Source organism: Haematospirillum sp. 15-248, assembly GCF_012102665.1.
Taxonomy (GTDB): Bacteria; Pseudomonadota; Alphaproteobacteria; order Rhodospirillales; family Rhodospirillaceae; genus Haematospirillum.
Map to the genome: position 1 here is coordinate 375,064 of NZ_JAAVTF010000001.1, position 17,460 is coordinate 392,523.

The 17,460-nt window shown below is 52.4% G+C and carries 22 protein-coding genes; 4 read left to right on the top strand and 18 right to left on the bottom strand.

Annotated elements, in window-relative coordinates; all coding sequences use genetic code 11:
* Nucleotides 1-15: 15 nt before the first annotated feature.
* From HEQ72_RS01675 to HEQ72_RS01685, 3 genes are all read left to right on the top strand, one after another.
* Entirely contained in the window at nt 16-696 is a 681-nt protein-coding gene (locus tag HEQ72_RS01675) for a hypothetical protein (RefSeq protein ID WP_168022393.1), read from the top strand.
* A gap of 153 nt (nt 697-849) precedes the next feature.
* Nucleotides 850-1,650, top strand: a complete 801-nt coding sequence (locus tag HEQ72_RS01680; RefSeq protein WP_066135509.1) for a motility protein A — start codon at nt 850-852, stop codon at nt 1,648-1,650.
* A 29-nt stretch (nt 1,651-1,679) separates the two neighbouring features.
* On the top strand, nt 1,680-2,354 hold the full coding sequence (locus HEQ72_RS01685; protein WP_168018862.1) for a flagellar motor protein MotB: 675 nt from the start codon (nt 1,680-1,682) through the stop codon (nt 2,352-2,354).
* Between the two features lie 11 nt (nt 2,355-2,365).
* On the opposite strand, the gene HEQ72_RS01690 is transcribed toward HEQ72_RS01685, so the two are convergent.
* The 9 genes from HEQ72_RS01690 to HEQ72_RS01730 all read right to left on the bottom strand — a co-directional run bounded on the left by HEQ72_RS01690 (nt 2,366) and on the right by HEQ72_RS01730 (nt 8,557).
* Nucleotides 2,366-3,190 carry an MBL fold metallo-hydrolase gene (locus HEQ72_RS01690; protein WP_066135505.1) on the bottom strand — a complete coding sequence of 275 codons (825 nt, stop codon included), beginning with the start codon at nt 3,188-3,190 and terminating at the stop codon, nt 2,366-2,368.
* A complete protein-coding gene (locus tag HEQ72_RS01695) occupies nt 3,187-3,972 on the bottom strand; it encodes an S-adenosyl-l-methionine hydroxide adenosyltransferase family protein (protein WP_209316154.1) in 786 nt (261 codons plus the stop codon). The genes HEQ72_RS01690 and HEQ72_RS01695 overlap by 4 nt, the downstream gene beginning before the upstream one ends.
* 21 nt (nt 3,973-3,993) lie before the next feature.
* On the bottom strand, nt 3,994-4,425 hold the full coding sequence (locus tag HEQ72_RS01700) for a MerR family transcriptional regulator (RefSeq protein WP_168022395.1): 432 nt from the start codon (nt 4,423-4,425) through the stop codon (nt 3,994-3,996).
* 159 nt (nt 4,426-4,584) lie between these two features.
* Nucleotides 4,585-4,905: an integration host factor subunit alpha gene (locus HEQ72_RS01705; RefSeq protein WP_066135498.1), complete on the bottom strand. Its 321-nt coding sequence runs from the start codon at nt 4,903-4,905 to the stop codon at nt 4,585-4,587.
* A 122-nt stretch (nt 4,906-5,027) separates the two neighbouring features.
* Nucleotides 5,028-6,002 (bottom strand): beta-ketoacyl-ACP synthase III, encoded by a 975-nt coding sequence (locus HEQ72_RS01710; protein WP_168018860.1) that lies wholly within the window; start codon nt 6,000-6,002, stop codon nt 5,028-5,030.
* Nucleotides 6,002-7,111, bottom strand: a complete 1,110-nt coding sequence (gene plsX / locus HEQ72_RS01715) for a phosphate acyltransferase PlsX (protein WP_168022396.1) — start codon at nt 7,109-7,111, stop codon at nt 6,002-6,004. The genes HEQ72_RS01710 and plsX overlap by 1 nt, the downstream gene beginning before the upstream one ends.
* Before the next feature lie 42 nt (nt 7,112-7,153).
* Nucleotides 7,154-7,336: a 50S ribosomal protein L32 gene (gene rpmF, locus HEQ72_RS01720; RefSeq protein ID WP_082811943.1), complete on the bottom strand. Its 183-nt coding sequence runs from the start codon at nt 7,334-7,336 to the stop codon at nt 7,154-7,156.
* A 100-nt stretch (nt 7,337-7,436) separates the two neighbouring features.
* Nucleotides 7,437-7,985, bottom strand: coding sequence for a YceD family protein (locus HEQ72_RS01725; protein WP_168018858.1), 549 nt, complete (start codon nt 7,983-7,985; stop codon nt 7,437-7,439).
* Nucleotides 7,985-8,557, bottom strand: a complete 573-nt coding sequence (locus HEQ72_RS01730) for a ubiquinol-cytochrome C chaperone family protein (protein WP_168022397.1) — start codon at nt 8,555-8,557, stop codon at nt 7,985-7,987. Before HEQ72_RS01730 ends, HEQ72_RS01725 begins: the two co-directional genes overlap by 1 nt.
* Nucleotides 8,558-8,764: 207 nt before the next feature.
* Here HEQ72_RS01730 and HEQ72_RS01735 point away from each other — a divergent pair, with 207 nt between their 5' ends.
* Nucleotides 8,765-9,286 carry an outer membrane protein assembly factor BamE gene (locus HEQ72_RS01735; protein WP_168018856.1) on the top strand — a complete coding sequence of 174 codons (522 nt, stop codon included), beginning with the start codon at nt 8,765-8,767 and terminating at the stop codon, nt 9,284-9,286.
* Between the two features lie 66 nt (nt 9,287-9,352).
* On the opposite strand, the gene HEQ72_RS01740 is transcribed toward HEQ72_RS01735, so the two are convergent.
* The 9 genes from HEQ72_RS01740 to nrdR form a co-directional block, all read right to left on the bottom strand.
* The gene (locus HEQ72_RS01740; protein WP_168019233.1) at nt 9,353-11,437 is read right to left on the bottom strand and encodes a sodium-translocating pyrophosphatase; all 2,085 of its coding nucleotides are present in this window, start codon (nt 11,435-11,437) and stop codon (nt 9,353-9,355) included.
* 139 nt (nt 11,438-11,576) lie between these two features.
* Entirely contained in the window at nt 11,577-12,053 is a 477-nt protein-coding gene (locus HEQ72_RS01745; RefSeq protein WP_168018855.1) for a hypothetical protein, read from the bottom strand.
* Between the two features lie 46 nt (nt 12,054-12,099).
* The gene (gene thiL, locus HEQ72_RS01750; protein ID WP_168018854.1) at nt 12,100-13,071 is read right to left on the bottom strand and encodes a thiamine-phosphate kinase; all 972 of its coding nucleotides are present in this window, start codon (nt 13,069-13,071) and stop codon (nt 12,100-12,102) included.
* Nucleotides 13,055-13,603 carry a transcription antitermination factor NusB gene (nusB, locus tag HEQ72_RS01755; RefSeq protein ID WP_168018852.1) on the bottom strand — a complete coding sequence of 183 codons (549 nt, stop codon included), beginning with the start codon at nt 13,601-13,603 and terminating at the stop codon, nt 13,055-13,057. Before nusB ends, thiL begins: the two co-directional genes overlap by 17 nt.
* 15 nt (nt 13,604-13,618) lie before the next feature.
* Nucleotides 13,619-14,101, bottom strand: a complete 483-nt coding sequence (gene ribH / locus HEQ72_RS01760) for a 6,7-dimethyl-8-ribityllumazine synthase (protein WP_245184048.1) — start codon at nt 14,099-14,101, stop codon at nt 13,619-13,621.
* Nucleotides 14,082-15,206 (bottom strand): 3,4-dihydroxy-2-butanone-4-phosphate synthase, encoded by a 1,125-nt coding sequence (gene ribB / locus HEQ72_RS01765; RefSeq protein WP_168022398.1) that lies wholly within the window; start codon nt 15,204-15,206, stop codon nt 14,082-14,084. Before ribB ends, ribH begins: the two co-directional genes overlap by 20 nt.
* A gap of 32 nt (nt 15,207-15,238) precedes the next feature.
* Complete coding sequence (locus tag HEQ72_RS01770; RefSeq protein WP_168018846.1) at nt 15,239-15,832, bottom strand: riboflavin synthase; 594 nt, start codon at nt 15,830-15,832, stop codon at nt 15,239-15,241.
* Entirely contained in the window at nt 15,833-16,987 is a 1,155-nt protein-coding gene (ribD, locus tag HEQ72_RS01775; RefSeq protein ID WP_322099161.1) for a bifunctional diaminohydroxyphosphoribosylaminopyrimidine deaminase/5-amino-6-(5-phosphoribosylamino)uracil reductase RibD, read from the bottom strand.
* 2 nt (nt 16,988-16,989) lie between these two features.
* Nucleotides 16,990-17,460, bottom strand: a complete 471-nt coding sequence (gene nrdR / locus HEQ72_RS01780) for a transcriptional regulator NrdR (protein ID WP_168018845.1) — start codon at nt 17,458-17,460, stop codon at nt 16,990-16,992.

Below are 17,460 nucleotides of genomic sequence, written 5' to 3' on the forward strand. Positions count from 1 at the left end.
CGCTCTGGATCAAGAATGATACTCTCTCCCCTTGTCATGTCCGAAATACCCACTGCCCTGGGTGCATTCTTGGCTTCTCTGGAAGGTACCGGCACGGCACAGGCTGCTGTTGAGCGTATTGGCTTTACCTTGGCGTATGTGGATTCCGGGGACAACATCACACTTTCACAATGCCCCGAACAACGTCAGGAAGCCATTGAGCTTGCCCAGTCCTTTGGAATGTCTGTCTCATCACAACCGCCTGAAGATGGCTTTACATGGGATGGACAGGTTCTGAGCGGAAGCATGGAGCCATCTGTTATCATTCACGATGTTGCCCACTGGCAGGTTTGCGCACCTGAACGCCGCCACATTCCTGACTTTGGACTTGGTGCAGGGCCTGAAACAGGGCTTAAAAAGCAGGCAGATCAGTGGATGAGTGTTCATGGCATACAACGTGAAATGGAAGAAGCCATGGCTTCATTACTCGGCATTCTGTGGGAAGTTGAACTGGGACACCCAGCGATCCTGGCGTTCCTGGAACAGAATTGGCTGGAAGGCGGCGCCTCTCTTCACAATCGCCAGCACTTTCTGAAAGTATTCAACCATCTACAGCATTATGGCTTGCTGGATACGACGGGACGCCCGACCAAGATCTTGCGGGCAGCACCGGATACAGAGTTTCTCGACATTTTTATTACTCCAAACGTGTCGTAAGCAAAGCAGTTTCAGAACGCTCTGACCGACCAACAGAAACAGAACCACAGCAACCCTTGCAGAAAATGGCATTTTCCAGTCATCGTGTGTAAGCGGTACCTAGACATCATGTCGGGTATTGCTGTTTTGCCAGTTGGGCAGGCGGGGCAAACCATGTCATTCGCAACGGTTTTCGGTGCCATTCTGGGGTTTGGGTTGTTTGTCGGTGCTATTCTGCTCAGCACCGATAACTTCATGCTGTTTATCGATGTTCCCAGTTTGATCATGGTGGTGGGTGGCACATTCTCCGCGACCTTTGTGTCGTATGAGCCACGCTATGTCATACAGTCCATGCTGAGCCTGCAATCCATTCTCTTCACAAACAAGGTGGGGCAAGGCATCTTGACCCACGAGGTTGGACGGATTATCCGCTGGGGCTACATCATTCAGAAGAACGGATTGGCCGGACTGGAATCAGATTCCGGAAAGGTACGAAAATCCGACCGCTTCCTGGGCTTTGGCATTGATCTTGTAGTTGCCGGTTATACAGGGCCAGAACTCCGCGAGATTCTTGCGGCTACGGTTGAAAGTACATTCCAGAGAAATACGGTACAAGCTGATATCCTGCGTAATATGGGCGGTATTGCCCCCGCTTTCGGCATGATCGGAACCTTGGTCGGATTGATCATCATGCTGGACTCCATGGGGGGTGATCCATCCTCCATCGGTCCGGGTATGGCCGTTGCACTGGTCACAACGCTATACGGTGTCATGTTTGCACGTATGATCTTGTTACCTGCGGCTTCAAAGGTGCAACAACGTGAAGAAATCATACGCTTCCGGAACTACCTTCTTGCAGAGGGGCTTGCCCTTCTGGCAGAACGCAAAAGCCCGCGCTACATTCAGGACAAGATGAACGCCTTCCTGGATCCAGCAGCACACTTCAGCATAGATCGGTCACGCTCCAACGCCTGAGCCAGCACGCCAGAAGGAAGACGACCATCATGATGGGCAATGGCAACAACCAATTTTCCCGTCCCTCACCACCCGCAGACGATGAAAGCTGGATTGCAACTTTTGCCGATATGGCGACCTTGTTGCTGGCTTTCTTTATTCTGCTGGCTGCCATTTCGAAAATCGATGCTGTTGCCTTCGAGCAGGTCAGCGCCGGGATGGCCAAAGGGGTCGGAAAACGGGAAATAAAAACCCCGACCGAGGACCTGAAGCAGCAAGTGCAGAAATCTGTCACCTCTCTTAAAATGCAGGATGTTGTTGCCATTTCGACAGACAGTCAGGGCATTGTCATGGAAATGGGATCCGGGTCGTTCTTTGCCCCGGACAGTGCCGAGCTGGATGAGTCTGCACGGGAAATATTAGCCAAAATCGCTGCAACAATTGGCGCAGAACAATTTAAAAGCTTTCAGATTGAAGTTCAGGGGCATACCGATGACAGCCCAACTGAAACCCCTCAGTACCCATCAAACTGGGAACTGTCCGGTGCCCGTGCCGGAACTGTAGTGCGGTATTTCGAGGAAGCCGGGATTCCCCGGGCACGTATGAAAACAGTGGGAATGGCTGATACGGCGCCCAAGGTTGCAAACCGGGGACCCTACGGCGATGTCCTTCCCCAAAACCAAGCCATAAACCGGCGTGTTGTGGTCCGGGTCTATCCACGGTGATGTCCTGATGATCAGGATAAAATAAGTTCCATTGTATCACGCGCAACCAAGGTCCCGCTCCAGAGCCGTTTGGCCCGCTCCTCAATCTGGGACATGATCAGGTCATCGTGGTCTGGGTCATGATGGAAAAGCGCCATATTTCTGGCACCTGCTTTCTGGCACAGGCGCACGCCTTCCTCCCATGTGGAATGGCCCCAACCGACCTTGGCAGGAAACTCCTCATCTGTGTAAGTTGAATCATAGATAACAAGGTCTGCCCCTTCGATCAGAGACAAGATTACGGAATCAGGCTCACCCGGCTTATGCTCCGTATCCGTCACATAACAAATCGACAGGCCATCAGCTTCTACACGGTATCCTACGGCACCATCTGGGTGATTCAAAGGTGCAGTACGCACCAGAACGCTGTCGGAGAATGCCAGTGGATTACCTGCGTCATAATCTACAAACTCGAGACGAGCCTTGAGAGCCGAAAGGGGGACTGGAAACAAGGGGCTTGCCATTTGGGTCGAAAGAACCTGTTTAATCCCCCCATAATCGTGCAAATGGCCTGCATAAATGCGCATGGAGAAATCGGCACGAAACAAAGGTGCAAAAAATGGAAAGCCGCTGATATGGTCCCAGTGCGTATGAGACAACAGCATGTTGGACTGCGAAATACCCCTGCGGAGCATATCATTGCCCAGACCACGCATGCCTGTTCCCGCATCAAGAATCAGGTGTTGATCGTTGGCCGTGATTTCTACACAGCTGGTATTCCCGCCATAGATCACATGAGAGGGGGAAGAGCACGGAATGCTACCCCGAACGCCCCAGAATTTAACGCGCAGGCTCATGACAGACCTGACCTGACAAAAACAGGCATTCCGGGCACGATCCCAAAAGCCGAGGCTATAGATCCGTTGCGTACAGCAAGCTCCACCAACCCGTTAGAATTGATATACCAGAACGGCACCCCGCTTTCCCCCATCCCGAATGTGCGTTGTCTGCGCAACAGATATCCGCCAACCTCTAAAGTATCTTGATTATCTATCTCCCCACCACGCATACCTGTCATGGCATTACCATAATGGTCAATATAAACCACCTTCTGCCATACGGCTTGCCCCATGCCTGCAGAACACCGAATTATGTCATCAGAACCAACAATAGTGGCGACAAGCGGTGCTCTACATGTGGGACCGGGGGTATATCCGCAGGCCAAGGCCGCCGCCGCGGGAGCAAAAATATCCCGGGCATGAAACGTCGCACTTGCCGTTTCAGGAAACCAATCAAGACTCCAAATCTGTGCTTGCGGATCATCGTCAACAATCCGGCTAAGCAACCCATTATCCGGCCCTACGTACCAGAAACCACGTGAAGACATGACCAATGCCTGGCGACTGGTGCCAACTCCAGGATCGACAACACACAGGAAAACTGCCCCCTTTGGAAAAGGGGATTCACAATAAGACGGTATCAAAGCTGCGGCAAGAACCGGTTCAAAAACAGGAAGATCATGAAACAGATCAATGACAGGAACAGACGGCGCCCTTTGAGCCAGAACAGCCTTGACTTGACCAATATAAGGTCCACTCACCCCAAAATCAGTCAATAATACCAGCACAGCCACCCCCATGGCACGCGCGGATCACCATGATCAGGCAAATTCGGGAATACCGAGAAAAGCGCGAACATCCTCCAACTCAGCAAGCACAGACTCAAGCTCCCGCCTTTGCTCACCGGTCAACCCCTGTGAGATAGATACCTCGTCCTGAGAATCAATATCCTGTCCTGATGTAGGTGTCACACGGCATTCAAGGGCATTCTGTTTCGTACATAGCAATTTCTGCACGCCGCGAATTGTATAGCCTTGATCATAAAGACATGAGCGAATATCCACCAGCAAAGCAATGTCTTCAGGACGATAGTAACGCCGTCCACCACCACGCTTCAAAGGCTTGATCTGGGAAAACTGTGTTTCCCAGAAACGCAGAACGTGCTGGGGGACACCAAGATCCTCCGATACTTCACCAATAGTACGGAATGCATTCTCGGATTTTACGGGTTGTTTTTCTTTTCTAGACTGCACTGTTCTTACATCCTGAACTCGCCTGCACCGACACAGACGCTACAGGCTAAAACACTGGTGTATCCCTACATGACTATACAGATAAGGCACAAAGAAAACATAGCGCCACAAACTCTTTCTGGCGCCAGAACGGAAAAACAAAGAAACAGGGAGCCCGTATTAACGAGCTTTTCCTGCTTTCTTGGCCAAGCCATCATTAATCTGGTCCTTCAGCAACTGCGAAGGCCGGAAAGTCAGAACCCTGCGCGGGAGGATAGGAACTTCCTGCCCGGTCTTGGGATTCCGGCCAATCCTCTGCCCTTTCTGCCGCACAGAAAAGGTGCCGAACGAAGAGATCTTGACAATCTCCCCCTTGGCAAGAGCTTGGGAAATCTCGGCAAGGACCATTTCCAGCAAGTCTGCAGACTCGTTACGGGAAAGTCCCACCTCCTGATAGACAGACTCACTGAGATGGGCCCGTGTAATGGTGCGTTCCGACATGGAGACCTCGCTAAACCAATACCGCACATGACGGTATATGCACCGGGTAACAGCGTCAATATCAAAGACTTGAAGATGTCCAGAACAAGAGACATCCCGCACATATTGTCAACCGCTGGGCTTTACATCCTGACCAGAGCTGAACCCCACGTAAAACCGCCCCCCATAGCCTCCATCAAAACAAGATGACCCGGACGAATACGGCCATCACGCACAGCCACATCCAAGGCCAAGGGAATAGACGCTGCCGATGTATTGGCATGCTGATCAACCGTTACAACGACTTTCTCGGCAGAGACACCAAGCTTACGAGCTGTTGAGTCCAAGATCCGCTGATTAGCCTGATGCGGCACAAGCCAGTCAATAGCTGCAATGTCAAGCTGAACAGAATCCAAAGCTTCCTGCACAACAGAAGACAAATTATTGACGGCATGCCGGAAAACATCTCGCCCCGCCATTCGCAGGGATCCCACTGTTTTTGTAGAAGACGGACCACCATCTACATACAAAAGGTCATGATGCGTTCCATCTGCATGCAGGTGGGTGGTGAGAATGCCACGATCCTTGCAATCCCCCTGTCCTTGCTCAGCTTTCAGGACAACCGCACCTGCACCGTCACCAAATAAAACACAAGTGCCACGATCAGACCAATCCAGAATACGAGAAAAGGTTTCTGCACCAATAACAAGCGCCGTTTTAACCTGACCTGCTTTTATAAAATTATCCGCAACGGCAAGGGCATAAACAAAGCCTGAACATACCGCCTGGACATCAAATGCCGGACCACCGGCACACCCCAAACGGGCCTGAACACGCGTTGCAGTTGAAGGAAAAGTCTTGTCTGGAGTCGCCGTCGCCAGAATAACAAGATCAACGTCAGAACAATGAACGCCGGCAGAATGCAGCGCCCTTTCTGCTGCCGCAAAGGCCAGATCCGACGTCAACTGATCATCAGCTGCGATATGACGCTGCCGAATACCTGTTCTCTCAACAATCCACTCATCAGATGTATCAACGACTGACGCCATCTCGGCGTTGGTCATAACACGCTCGGGAAGAAATGATCCCGTACCACACACAACAGATCGCCAAACCATCACGTTTCCATAATCTTCCCGGAACTGCTGTCCGGCGTGGCAACAAATGTAGCATCGATGCCTTTATCAACTGCATCCGGGCTTACAGCAGCAATATCAGACTGGACATCCTGACAACCCAGCTTGATCTTGTCATTCAAGTTATCTGACACAAGATCAATCGCTACGCCAATCGCATTGGCAAAGCCAACATGATCTGTACCCCCGTGGCTTTTGACGCAAATACCGTTCAAGCCAAGGAACAAGGCCCCGTTATACCGCCGTGGATCCGTTCTCTTCCGAACATGCGCAAGGGCACCACGCGCAAGCAAATAGCCCAAGCGTGACAACAAACTGGATCGGAAAGCTTCTTTCAGGAAAGATCCATACAGCTTTGCCGTCCCTTCTGCGGTCTTCAGGGCAACATTGCCGGTAAACCCATCAGTCACGACGACATCAACGGTGCCCGCACCAATATCATCACCCTCCACAAAACCTTTGAATGCCATGAAATCACCGGGAAAACCCCTCAAAATAGTGGCAGCTTCACGAAGGCTTTCAGTCCCCTTTTGATCTTCCGAACCAATGTTGAGAAGCCCGACCGAAGGTTGCCTAACGTGAATCAAGGTACGGGCAAAAACACTGCCCATCACAGCAAACTGGACCAAATTACGGGCACAGCATTCTGCATTGGCACCAAGATCCAGCATAACGCTTTCGCCACGGCACGTGGGGATCAAGGTCGCTATTGCCGGACGATCGATGCCAGGCAATGTTCGCAAAATGAGCTTGGCCATTGCCATCAGGGCACCGGTATTGCCGGCAGAGACAACGCCAGCGGCTTCACCGTCTTTTACGGCTTTTATGGCTAACCACATGCTTGAATTGCGACCCTGCCGAACAGCAAGAGACGGCTTGTCTCCACTGGCAACAGCATCGGGCGTATGACGGACAGAGCAAAAAGGACGAATATCGTTAGAAAGAAGAGGATCGATTTTTGCGGAATCGCCAAAAACCAAGAAATGAACATGGGGGTAACGCAGGCGCGCTACCTTAATACCCTCGAGAACCATACGGGGGGCCTGGTCGCCCCCCATAGCATCAAGCGCGAGAATGAGCCGACTGCTCAAAACATCACCTCAAACCCTGGTTTCAGCCCACAGATAAACGGCTCAAGCCGCTTCGGAAGCAACAACCTCGCGGCCATCATAATGACCACAGCTTCCACAGACATGATGAGGACGCCTCATCTCGCCGCAGTTAGAGCATTCATTATGGGCACCCGCAGAGACAGAATCGTGAGAACGACGCATGTTGCGACGGGACTTGGAAGTTTTTTTCTTGGGAACGGCCATTTTTCGCTACTTTCAATCCTGTTCGGGCCTGCATGGAAGCCAGCCTTAATATACAAAAAGCACAAAAACCGCAAGCATCATACCACAGGAAAACGCATCCTTAATCCTTGCGGAGTTTACCAAGGGCCGAGAAAGGACTTTCTCTCTCGGGCTCATTCACGCTGACCCCCGGCGGAACAGCCAACAAGGCTCCCTCGGAGCGAGCAAACGGGTTGATTGACAATCCCAAGTACTCGGCCGAGATCTCCCCCAGATCGACCATCCCATTGACAATTGGTTCGGGTGGATCTTCGCCCTCGGGATCAAAAGCTATTTCGGTAGAGTCTGCCCCATCCGGAGAGAAGGCATAGGAAAGACTGAAACGTTCGGTAAGAGAAGTTGCAAACTTCTGCAGGGAGACGCCACAAACCTGTATAATGTCTGCCGAAAATTCACCTTCAGCCCGTATAACGTCGCCAGAGGCAACGGCCTTGAGATGGATCCTCGCCTCAAACGATGAAAGCGTGACCAGTCCAAACCGGGCGGCCAATGCCTGACATTCCTCTGCCGAGGCAGACAGCACAAACCAGCGCCCCCCGGCAGGCAGGCGCTCAACATTGACTGGTCGCGAAAACTCAGGTTCCACACAAAGCTCTGGTACACTTGCCATCAGGCATCAATCCTTGCTCGTTCATCGGTAGATGGCGTCCACCATACCAGTCTGTTGCCCATAACATCATCAAAAGGCTGCTTGGTCATATGCTCAACGATCTGCAGGACACAGACGGCCATGCTCCTGACCTGTTCTGCTGCGGGGCCTGGCGCTGGAGCCGAACGGTATAGATTCCGCAACAGGGCTGCCTCAAGCGTCTGGATATCGCCAGATTCAACAGGGGGCTCATAAGCCGCAACACGACCATAATAAGCTTTTGCCATCCCTTTGATATGTTTGCCAACGCTCAGATCTCCAACGCCCATTTCGCGTAAATTACGGTCCATATCGCGAAACATGGCATCAAATATTTCTTGGGCAAAGGCAGATGATTCTTGGGTTTTCTCAGCTCTGACCCGATGAATCAACAAAAAAACATAAAGCGCTATCATATCAAAGCGGCCGTCCACTGTATCAGGGACACCGCAACATTCAAAAAAGAACGGGGCACGCGCCTGAGACACAGCGGAAACGTACAGGTCTTCGGCAGCACGGCGCCGACGCCGCTGGGACAGGAAAGCTGAAAACATGGTTACGCTCTCTTTTAAAAGCCGGATCAAAGCAGATGCATCTGGTGTAACGTGGCCGCCCCAAGTGGACAATGCCTGAAATATAAAGCACCGTGCATCAGCAACGGGTAGGCTGGACCTGATCCAGGTTTCAGTCTATGTATGGGGCTTGGCGCAGCAGTGTGCAGCCGACCAATGAACGGATACCCATACCTGACGGATATGCCAATGCCAAGGATCGATCATTCATCACTCTCTGCGTTATTGCGTCGCAGCACAGTCACGGCCTTGGCGCTTGTCCTGCCTGCCGTCACGTTGCTCTCTGCCTGTTCTCCGGATATCAAGGCTCACGGCGCGTTGCCAACAGCTGCCCAGATGGAAGATATACAGGAGGGGCGAAGCTCAAAAGCTGATGTTGCTGCCGCGCTGGGCTCTCCTTCGACCACCTCACTCTTCGATGGAGAGGAAACGTGGTACTACATCGGCTCCAAGCAGGAGCAGTTTGCTTTTTACCCGAACGAGGAGCTGGAGCGCTCGGTTATCGCCATACGCTTCGACCGTTCAGAGACAATCCAGAGCATTCAGCGCAATGGCCTGAAAGATGGTACCGATGTGACCTTGGTCGCCCGCGAGACACCAACTGCAGGGAATAAAATGAACATTTTTGAGCAACTTCTTGGCAACATCGGGAAGTTTAACAAAGATTCTACAAGTACATTTGACGGGAAATCAAATATACCCGGCCAATAACAGACAGATAATCCTGGCATAAAAGAAAAGGAGGGAGACGTCTTATAGTCTCCCTCCTTTTGTGATTTATCCCGCGACAATCGCTAGCAACAGTATCGCAACGATATTGGTAATCTTGATCATGGGATTTATTGCGGGGCCGGCTGTATCCTTGTATGGGTCACCGACAGTATCACCGGTAACTGCAGCCTTGTGAGCATCGGAGCCCTTCCCTCCATGATGCCCCTCTTCGATAAACTTTTTCGCATTATCCCATGCGCCACCACCCGACGTCATGGATATTGCCACAAACAACCCCGTCACAATCGTTCCCAGCAACATAGCCCCCAAAGCTGTAAATGCTGGCACAGGCCCACCTATAGCCCAAACTAGGGCGGTAAGAAGAATCGGCGCCAGAACCGGCAGCAGGGAAGGAAAGATCATTTCGCGGATAGCCGCCTTGGTTAACATGTCAACACATGTTCCATACTCTGGCTTGGATGTACCCGCCATAATACCGGGCATCTCGCGGAATTGGCGTCGCACCTCGACCACAACAGCTCCAGCAGCGCGTCCCACAGCCTGCATACCAAGAGCTGCAAACAGGTACGGCAGAAGACCACCAATAAAAAGCCCCACCACCACATAAGGATCGTGCAGCACAAAGGCAATCTCCATATCAGGAAAGTAATACTGGAGATCTTCAGTATACGCGGCAAAAAGCACCAAGGCCGCCAAACCAGCAGAGCCAATAGCATAGCCCTTTGTCACGGCTTTCGTTGTATTTCCAACGGCATCCAAGGCATCTGTGACCTTGCGTACATCCGGCGCAAGGTTAGCCATTTCAGCAATACCACCCGCGTTGTCTGTTACCGGGCCATAAGCATCCAGGGCAACAACCATACCCGCCAAAGCCAGCATCGTTGTTGCTGCAATCGCAATACCGTACAACCCAGCTGCGATATAGGAAACGATAATACCAACGCAAATGCACAAGACAGGCAAGGCTGTCGCTTCCATGGAAACAGCCAGCCCTTGGATGACATTGGTACCATGCCCAGTAACAGATGCATCAGCGACAGAATGGACCGGACGGTGATTGGTTCCCGTATAGTACTCTGTAACCCAAACGATAAGACCTGTTACCGCCAGACCCGTCAGGGCACAGATCACGAGAGGCCCGGGTGCGACCCCTGCAAGCCCAACCCCTTGGCCAAAAGTAGCATCATCGAAAAGCCAGAAGGTAATGGCGACAATCAATATACCCGAGAAAACAGCGGAACCGATGAAGCCCTTGTAAAGGGCATTCATGATATTACCGTCCGCCCCCAGTCGCACCAGATAGGTTGCAAGAACTGACCCTATAATGCACACAGCACCAATCAGCAGCGGATAGAGCATCATGAGTGGTGCCAAGCTTTCGGGAAAGAAGATAGCCCCAAGGAGCATGGTTGCGACCATCGTTACAACGTAAGTTTCAAACAAGTCGGCCGCCATACCGGCACAATCCCCGACATTGTCGCCAACATTATCGGCAATCACAGCCGGATTGCGGGGGTCATCTTCGGGAATGCCAGCCTCGACCTTTCCAACCAGATCAGCACCAACATCAGCTCCCTTTGTAAAAATGCCACCACCAAGCCGGGCGAAGATGGAAATCAAGGAAGCGCCAAAGCTAAGCGCAACCAAGGCTTCCAGCACATTGCGCCGGGGAATATCCATCGTATTCAGGAAGAAGTAATAACCGGCAACTCCGATAAGCCCAAGCCCGACGACCAAGAAACCAGTCACAGCTCCCGAGCGGAAAGCCACGGACAAGGCAGCTTTCATGCCACCACTGCGCGCCGCTTCAGCCGTACGAACATTGGCCCTGACAGAAACATTCATACCGATGAAGCCGGCAATACCGGACAGAACCGCACCAATCACAAAGCCAACAGCAACTGCCAGTCCGAGACGCCATCCCAAGAACAAGCATATTACAGCACCAACAATAGCAATAGTTGTATACTGACGCCGAAGATAGGCCGACGCACCTTCTTGAACGGCATCTGCAATGCGCCTCATATCTTCCGTCCCCACCCCGGTGGCAAGAACAGAGCGCGTAACAAGAATGCCGTACAATATGGCAAGAGATCCACAGGCAAAGATAAAGACATAAGAGGCTGTCATCATTTACCCTCCAGTCCGAAGACGACGGGTGAGCGTGACAGAAGCATGTCCAGACCGCAACAATTGGTTGCTACCCAAGGAAAAGTAAAAGGAAAGAACAAAGCCCTCTATTCCATACCTCAAGGACAGAAGTATGGAGTTAGCGATCAAAAACGGAGATCACCATCACCTCGCGCACAGCACCAGGCCCGGCAATACGATCCGTTATTCCCTGAAGGCGCTGTTTGAGGGCACGAACATCCAAAGTAACACGCGCATGAATTTGCTCGGGAACAACAACATAAAGCATCTGCAAATATGCCGCCTGTAATTTGGACATATGCCGGTTCACAACCTCCTCCTGCCCAGGCTCGACATCCAGACGCAGGGTAATAGTAAAATTCTTCTGAACCTCACGATCACGCACAACCGGCACAACAAAGGGCGGAAGATCAACGAAAACAGGATCAACCTGAGGATGCGCCACAGGTGCTGGAGTCTCTGGTTCCTCGACACGCGCCTCCATCGGGGTGATCATCCCGGTAAAATCGGGAATAACGCCGAATCGGACCAAGCCGACAGCTCCAAGAGCAATAATAACAACCAGAGCAACCACCAACAGCATGAGGCGGAGCATCGACCCTGTCCCCATTTTCATATTGCCGAGATGCCTGACGATACCATCAGAAGTGCTTGAAACCAGTTTTTTTAGGTTGCCATGTCCCCCCGGAAATCCCCGCTACATGGCAACCATTGCCTTCTGTAAAACGACCAATAACACTGAGGGGAACCCCACCCACCTCTGATGGAAGATCAAAGGAAGGGTCAACAGCCATAAGAAGCTCATAATCATCACCGCCAGCCATGACAGCCTCATAGAGCGATGAATTGCTCGTCACACAACAGCGTACTGGCCCAGAAAGAGGGACGTCGGCCAACGCAATGTCAGCCCGCAGACCAGAAAGCTGACACATGTGACCAAGATCCTGAACAAGACCGTCCGATATATCCATCGCCGCCCGTATACCGCCAGACAGAGCAGCCGGCACAGAAAGTCTTGGACGGGGTATACGATACCGATCGACAAGAAAATCTTTCCCTGCCTGATCACAAGACAGCCCCACCACCCCCTGAGCTGACATCAAGCCAAGTGCACCATCGCCGATGGTTCCCGTAACCACGACCAGATCTCCCGGCATGGCAAACCCACGACGCAATGCTGTCCCGGAATCAACGGTACCCATGGCGGTAATAGTAAAACTGGCTGGTCCCGGCGTAGCAACAGTATCCCCTCCCAGTAAGGGGATGCCAAAAAAGGCTACATCGTCTGCCAGACCACGGGCAAAGTCCACCAGCCAATGATCAGGAGTCTCCACTGGAAAGGCACAGGTCAGCAGGAAGCCATAGGGATCTGCCCCCATGGCCGCCAAATCAGATAAATTCACCCTAAGCACTTTGCGTGCAATGGAGCCAGAAGGGTCATCAGGCAAGAAATGAACCCCGGACACCAAGGCATCTACCGTGACAACCAACTCTCGCCCGGCTGGTATATCAATGACAGCAGCATCATCCAGAAGGCCATAGGCTCCGGGACAAGAACGGGCCAAAGGCGCAAACAAATCTGCAATAATCTGGAATTCAGACCGTGCCGTCATTATTGCCGTCAGAACGCGGTTTGTGCACGGCGTTCATCTCCTCGGGACGCAACTGGCGAGCCAACTTGTCCATCATGGCATTGACCATCCCAGGTTCAGATCCATCAAAGAATGAGCGTGCAATATCGACATACTCCGAGATACAGGCCCTCGCAGGCATATCCGGACGGTCAGAAAGCTCGTAAATACCGCAGCGCAGTACAGCACGAAGAAGCGGCTGCAAGCGTGCAGGATCCCAGCTGGCTCCCAAAGAACCATCTATAATGGCATCAAGGCGAGTGGCCGATGCATGAACTCCACGAACCAGAACGGCAAAGATCTCCGCATGTAACTCTATCAAGGGCACAACGTCTTCGGTTTCCAGATCCAGATCTTCTTTAATCACTTCACCACCAATGGCACCGGTCATGAAGTCACTAATGACGGCATCCACGGAGGCGGATGTCAGAATCATCTGATAAGTTGCCTGAATAGCTGCCAGACGGGCTGCACTACGACGAAGAGCGGTATCAGAATTCTTGTGTTTTGTCATGTTTGGTACGAGCTCTCAGAGCCCTATTTCCTTTTTTATCTGCATCATGGACAGGCACGCTGCTGCCGCCTGCCCACCTATATTTTTCTGGTCAAACCGGGCGCGCTCCACGGCTTGTTCCCGGGTGCCACAGGTCAGGATACCGTTTCCAACAGCCAAGGAGTATTCAAGGATCAAGTCTTGAATTCCACGCATTGCCTCTCTGCAAACATGCTCATAGTGGTCGGTCTCACCACGTATGGCGCACCCAAGGACAACGTATCCCGCATAGCGTTCCTCTATGGCACGCAGCTCCATAGCACGGATCGCAAAACGAATGACAGCAGGAAGTTCAAGAATACCGGGGGCAATAATTCGCTTGTATCCTATGCCATGCTCGGTCAGTTCCTGAATGGCCCCCTTCACCAAGTGATCTGTAATATCGTCATAGAAACGCGCTTCAACAATCAAAACGCGTGGCGCTGCAGAAACCATGGCTTCAGTCCCCCATATCTTCATCGATTGGCCGCCACCCACTGACGCGAAGGCCGTACCCATCCAGTCCGATAATATTCTTTTCCGAGTTGGACAACAGGATCATATCCTTCACACCCAGGTCCAGAAGGATCTGCGCCCCGACACCATAATCGACAAGCCTGCCACGATCATTGCCGCCCCTTATTCTCTCCCTGAGATGATCGGTCAATGTCGAGCGGTTTGGCTCTCGCAGCAACACAACAACACCACGATCGTAACGGCCAATCATATCCATTGCAGCCTGCAGCTGCCCTGCCTTGCCGCCGTGGACATCACCCAGTACATCATCCAGAACATGCAGAGCATGCATCCGGACAAGCACCGGCCCTGGAAGGGACAGATCACCTTTTGCAAGCACAATATGTTCAGCGTAGTTCAAAGTATTTGTGTAGACAGACATCGTCCAGTCCCCTCCCCACTTCGAGGTAAACGGGCTTTCAAGGACTTTCTCCACCAGCTTTTCTGTACGACGGCGCCAAGCAATAAGATCAGCAATGGTCGAAATCTTCAGCCCGTGCCTCTGGGAAAATGCCACCAGATCCGGCATCCGGGCCATGCTGCCATCATGGTTCATGATCTCGCAGATAACCCCCGCAGGGTTCAATCCAGCCAAACGGGCAATATCCACCGCAGCTTCAGTATGCCCGGCACGAACGAGAACCCCGCCATCACGGGCCATCAAAGGGAAAACATGCCCGGGGGTCGCAAGATCATTCCTGGTCTTCCCGGGATCAATGGCCACTGCAATCGTCCGGGCCCGGTCCGATGCCGAGATACCGGTCGTAACACCTTCGCGCGCTTCAATTGATACGGTAAAAGCTGTTCCCAAACGTGACTGGTTGTGGCTGTCCATCATCGGCAACTGCAACGTATTACAACGGTCAGCCGTCAGGGCCAGGCAAATAAGGCCACGACCGTGCGTTGCCATAAAGTTCACAGCTTCCGGCGTTGCAAACTGCGCCGGAATAACCAGATCACCCTCGTTCTCACGATCCTCATCGTCAACCAAGATAAACATACGCCCATTGCGGGCTTCTTCGATAATCTCTTGGGCGGGAGACAAACACTCAGAAAAATCAGAAGACACAGACAAAGCTCCGGATCTGGGAAACAGTGCGGTCAGGCCAAGCCAGAACCCGTCAATCTGTCAACATAACGCGCAAGAAGATCAATTTCAAAATTATGCCTGGTACCTATACCGGCCCTTCCCAGCGCTGTCACCTTTCTGGTGTGGGGAATGACCGAAACCTCGAAATCTGCATCAGACACAGCATTGACGGTCAGTGAAACCCCATCCACGGTCACGGATCCCTTGACCGCAACAAAGCGAGACAGCTGCGGTTCAAACTGAAAAACTATCCGGACCGCATCATGGTCGGGGAGCAGGCTGGTCACCGTTGCAACTCCATCAACATGGCCCGAAACAATATGCCCCCCGAATTCATCCCCCATACGCATGGCCCTCTCCAGATTGACCGGCGTCCCGGGAGTCCATTCACCCAAAGTCGTGACGGCCAATGTTTCGGGAGACACATCAGCAGCAAACCATCCGTCACCCTTGTCAACAACAGTCAGGCAACAGCCATTACAGGCAATAGAGGCACCAAAAGGAATATCCCCGGTCGGATAGGATGTCGAAAAAAAGAACCGGGTCCCCTGGTTCCTTTCAATATGCTTGACCGCCCCCAAGTCTGTGACAATGCCGGTGAACATTCAGGCTAACTCCTTGCCAACACGTCGGTCCGCAGAAGCATTCTCAGCCTCCAAGACCGTAACAGTATCACTGCCACAGGGATAAGAATATTTGTACAGAAACCTATTTACTCCTGAAAGGCGGGATAGCGCCAATGCACCAACGCCGTCGATACCATCGGCACCAATAACTATTGGGGCATGAAACCAGACAACACGGTCAATCAGACCAGCCTTCAGAAATGAAGCGGCTACAGCCCCCCCACCTTCCAGAAAAACACGTGTAAAACCACGTGATCCCAGCTCGTTGGCAACATGAAAAGGCTCAAGATAATCCAGACAAAGAACCTCAGCCCCACGATGCCGGAGGGAGGCAACACGCATCGAGTCAGAAGATGACGATGTTATAACCAGAACCGGCGCTTCCCGCGATGAAGATAGAAGCTGCGCGTGATCGGGCAACCGCAGGCGCCCATCAAGCACAATGCGCACAACCGGGCGCCGGTCAAAACCAGGAAGACGGCAGCGCAAATCAGGATCATCAGCCAAAACTGTACCTGAACCAACCAAGACCGCATCATGCTCTGCCCGCATACAATGGACAAGATGCCTTGCCTGCTCTCCCGTGATCCAGCGGCTTTCACCGGAAGCTGTCGCTATTTTCCCATCCATACTGGTTGCCAGCTTCAACGTAAAAAGCGGGCGACTACGCTTTATACGAGAGAAGAATCCCTGGTTCAGATCAATTGCGGCATCAGAGAGAAGGCCAGTCAACACCCCTACCCCGCCCATGCGGAGCATATCGAGGCCGCGACCACTCACACGCGGATCCGGATCAGAGGATGCCACAACACACCGGGCAATTCCGGCTTCAATCAGAGCCGTGGCACAAGGAGGAGTCTGTCCAAAGTGACTACAAGGCTCCAAGGTCACGTAAGCTGTAGAACCGCGTGCCCGGTCTCCTGCCTGCAAAAGGGCAACGGTTTCAGCATGAGGCCTGCCGCCGGGTTTCGTCCACCCCCGCCCCACAACAACACCCTGAGGCGAAACAAGAACGCAGCCAACAGCAGGATTGGGCCACGTATTACCCAACCCCCTCCTTGCCAAGCCAAGAGCCAGCTCCATAAAGCCAAGATCGGCGTCAGAGAAATCCCCGTATACGGTGCCTGCATCCACAATCAGTGTTCCGCTGTTGGCTCGGCACCACCAAGGGTTTCAACGAATTCCTCAAAATCACGGGCTTCGCGGAAATCCTTGTAAACAGAAGCGTAACGCACATAGGCGACAGGATCCAATGCTTGAAGAGCTTCCATAACCATTTCACCAATTGTGGCCGAAGGAATCTCCGTATCGCCTGAACTTTCAAGCCGCCGCTGAATGCCATTGACGACACGCTCCAAACGCTCTTCGTCAACACGGCGTTTACGACAAGCAATGTGGATAGACCGGGACAGCTTGTCCCGGTCAAAGGAAACGCGCTGTCCGTTATTCTTGATAACAATCAAATCACGCAGCTGCACTCTCTCGAAGGTCGTAAACCGGGACGAGCATGCCAAACAGAAACGACGACGACGAATGGCTGAATTATCCTCTGTCGGTCGCGAATCTTTAACCTGCGTATCATCATTGCCACAAAACGGACAGCGCAT

Excerpts from the sequence above, each read along its gene's own strand:
- HEQ72_RS01675 (WP_168022393.1), top strand. The coding sequence starts at position 16 with ATGATACTCTCTCCCCTTGTCATGTCCGAAATACCCACTGCCCTGGGT.
- HEQ72_RS01680 (WP_066135509.1), top strand. The coding sequence starts at position 850 with ATGTCATTCGCAACGGTTTTCGGTGCCATTCTGGGGTTTGGGTTGTTT.
- HEQ72_RS01685 (WP_168018862.1), top strand. The coding sequence starts at position 1,680 with ATGATGGGCAATGGCAACAACCAATTTTCCCGTCCCTCACCACCCGCA.
- HEQ72_RS01690 (WP_066135505.1), bottom strand. The coding sequence starts at position 3,190 with ATGAGCCTGCGCGTTAAATTCTGGGGCGTTCGGGGTAGCATTCCGTGC.
- HEQ72_RS01695 (WP_209316154.1), bottom strand. The coding sequence starts at position 3,972 with ATGGGGGTGGCTGTGCTGGTATTATTGACTGATTTTGGGGTGAGTGGA.
- HEQ72_RS01705 (WP_066135498.1), bottom strand. The coding sequence starts at position 4,905 with ATGTCGGAACGCACCATTACACGGGCCCATCTCAGTGAGTCTGTCTAT.
- HEQ72_RS01710 (WP_168018860.1), bottom strand. The coding sequence starts at position 6,002 with ATGGTTTGGCGATCTGTTGTGTGTGGTACGGGATCATTTCTTCCCGAG.
- rpmF (WP_082811943.1), bottom strand. The coding sequence starts at position 7,336 with ATGGCCGTTCCCAAGAAAAAAACTTCCAAGTCCCGTCGCAACATGCGT.
- HEQ72_RS01725 (WP_168018858.1), bottom strand. The coding sequence starts at position 7,985 with ATGGCAAGTGTACCAGAGCTTTGTGTGGAACCTGAGTTTTCGCGACCA.
- HEQ72_RS01730 (WP_168022397.1), bottom strand. The coding sequence starts at position 8,557 with ATGTTTTCAGCTTTCCTGTCCCAGCGGCGTCGGCGCCGTGCTGCCGAA.
- HEQ72_RS01735 (WP_168018856.1), top strand. The coding sequence starts at position 8,765 with ATGCCAAGGATCGATCATTCATCACTCTCTGCGTTATTGCGTCGCAGC.
- HEQ72_RS01740 (WP_168019233.1), bottom strand. The coding sequence starts at position 11,437 with ATGACAGCCTCTTATGTCTTTATCTTTGCCTGTGGATCTCTTGCCATA.
- HEQ72_RS01745 (WP_168018855.1), bottom strand. The coding sequence starts at position 12,053 with ATGCTCCGCCTCATGCTGTTGGTGGTTGCTCTGGTTGTTATTATTGCT.
- thiL (WP_168018854.1), bottom strand. The coding sequence starts at position 13,071 with ATGACGGCACGGTCTGAATTCCAGATTATTGCAGATTTGTTTGCGCCT.
- nusB (WP_168018852.1), bottom strand. The coding sequence starts at position 13,603 with ATGACAAAACACAAGAATTCTGATACCGCTCTTCGTCGTAGTGCAGCC.
- ribH (WP_245184048.1), bottom strand. The coding sequence starts at position 14,101 with ATGAAGATATGGGGGACTGAAGCCATGGTTTCTGCAGCGCCACGCGTT.
- HEQ72_RS01770 (WP_168018846.1), bottom strand. The coding sequence starts at position 15,832 with ATGTTCACCGGCATTGTCACAGACTTGGGGGCGGTCAAGCATATTGAA.
- nrdR (WP_168018845.1), bottom strand. The coding sequence starts at position 17,460 with ATGCGCTGTCCGTTTTGTGGCAATGATGATACGCAGGTTAAAGATTCG.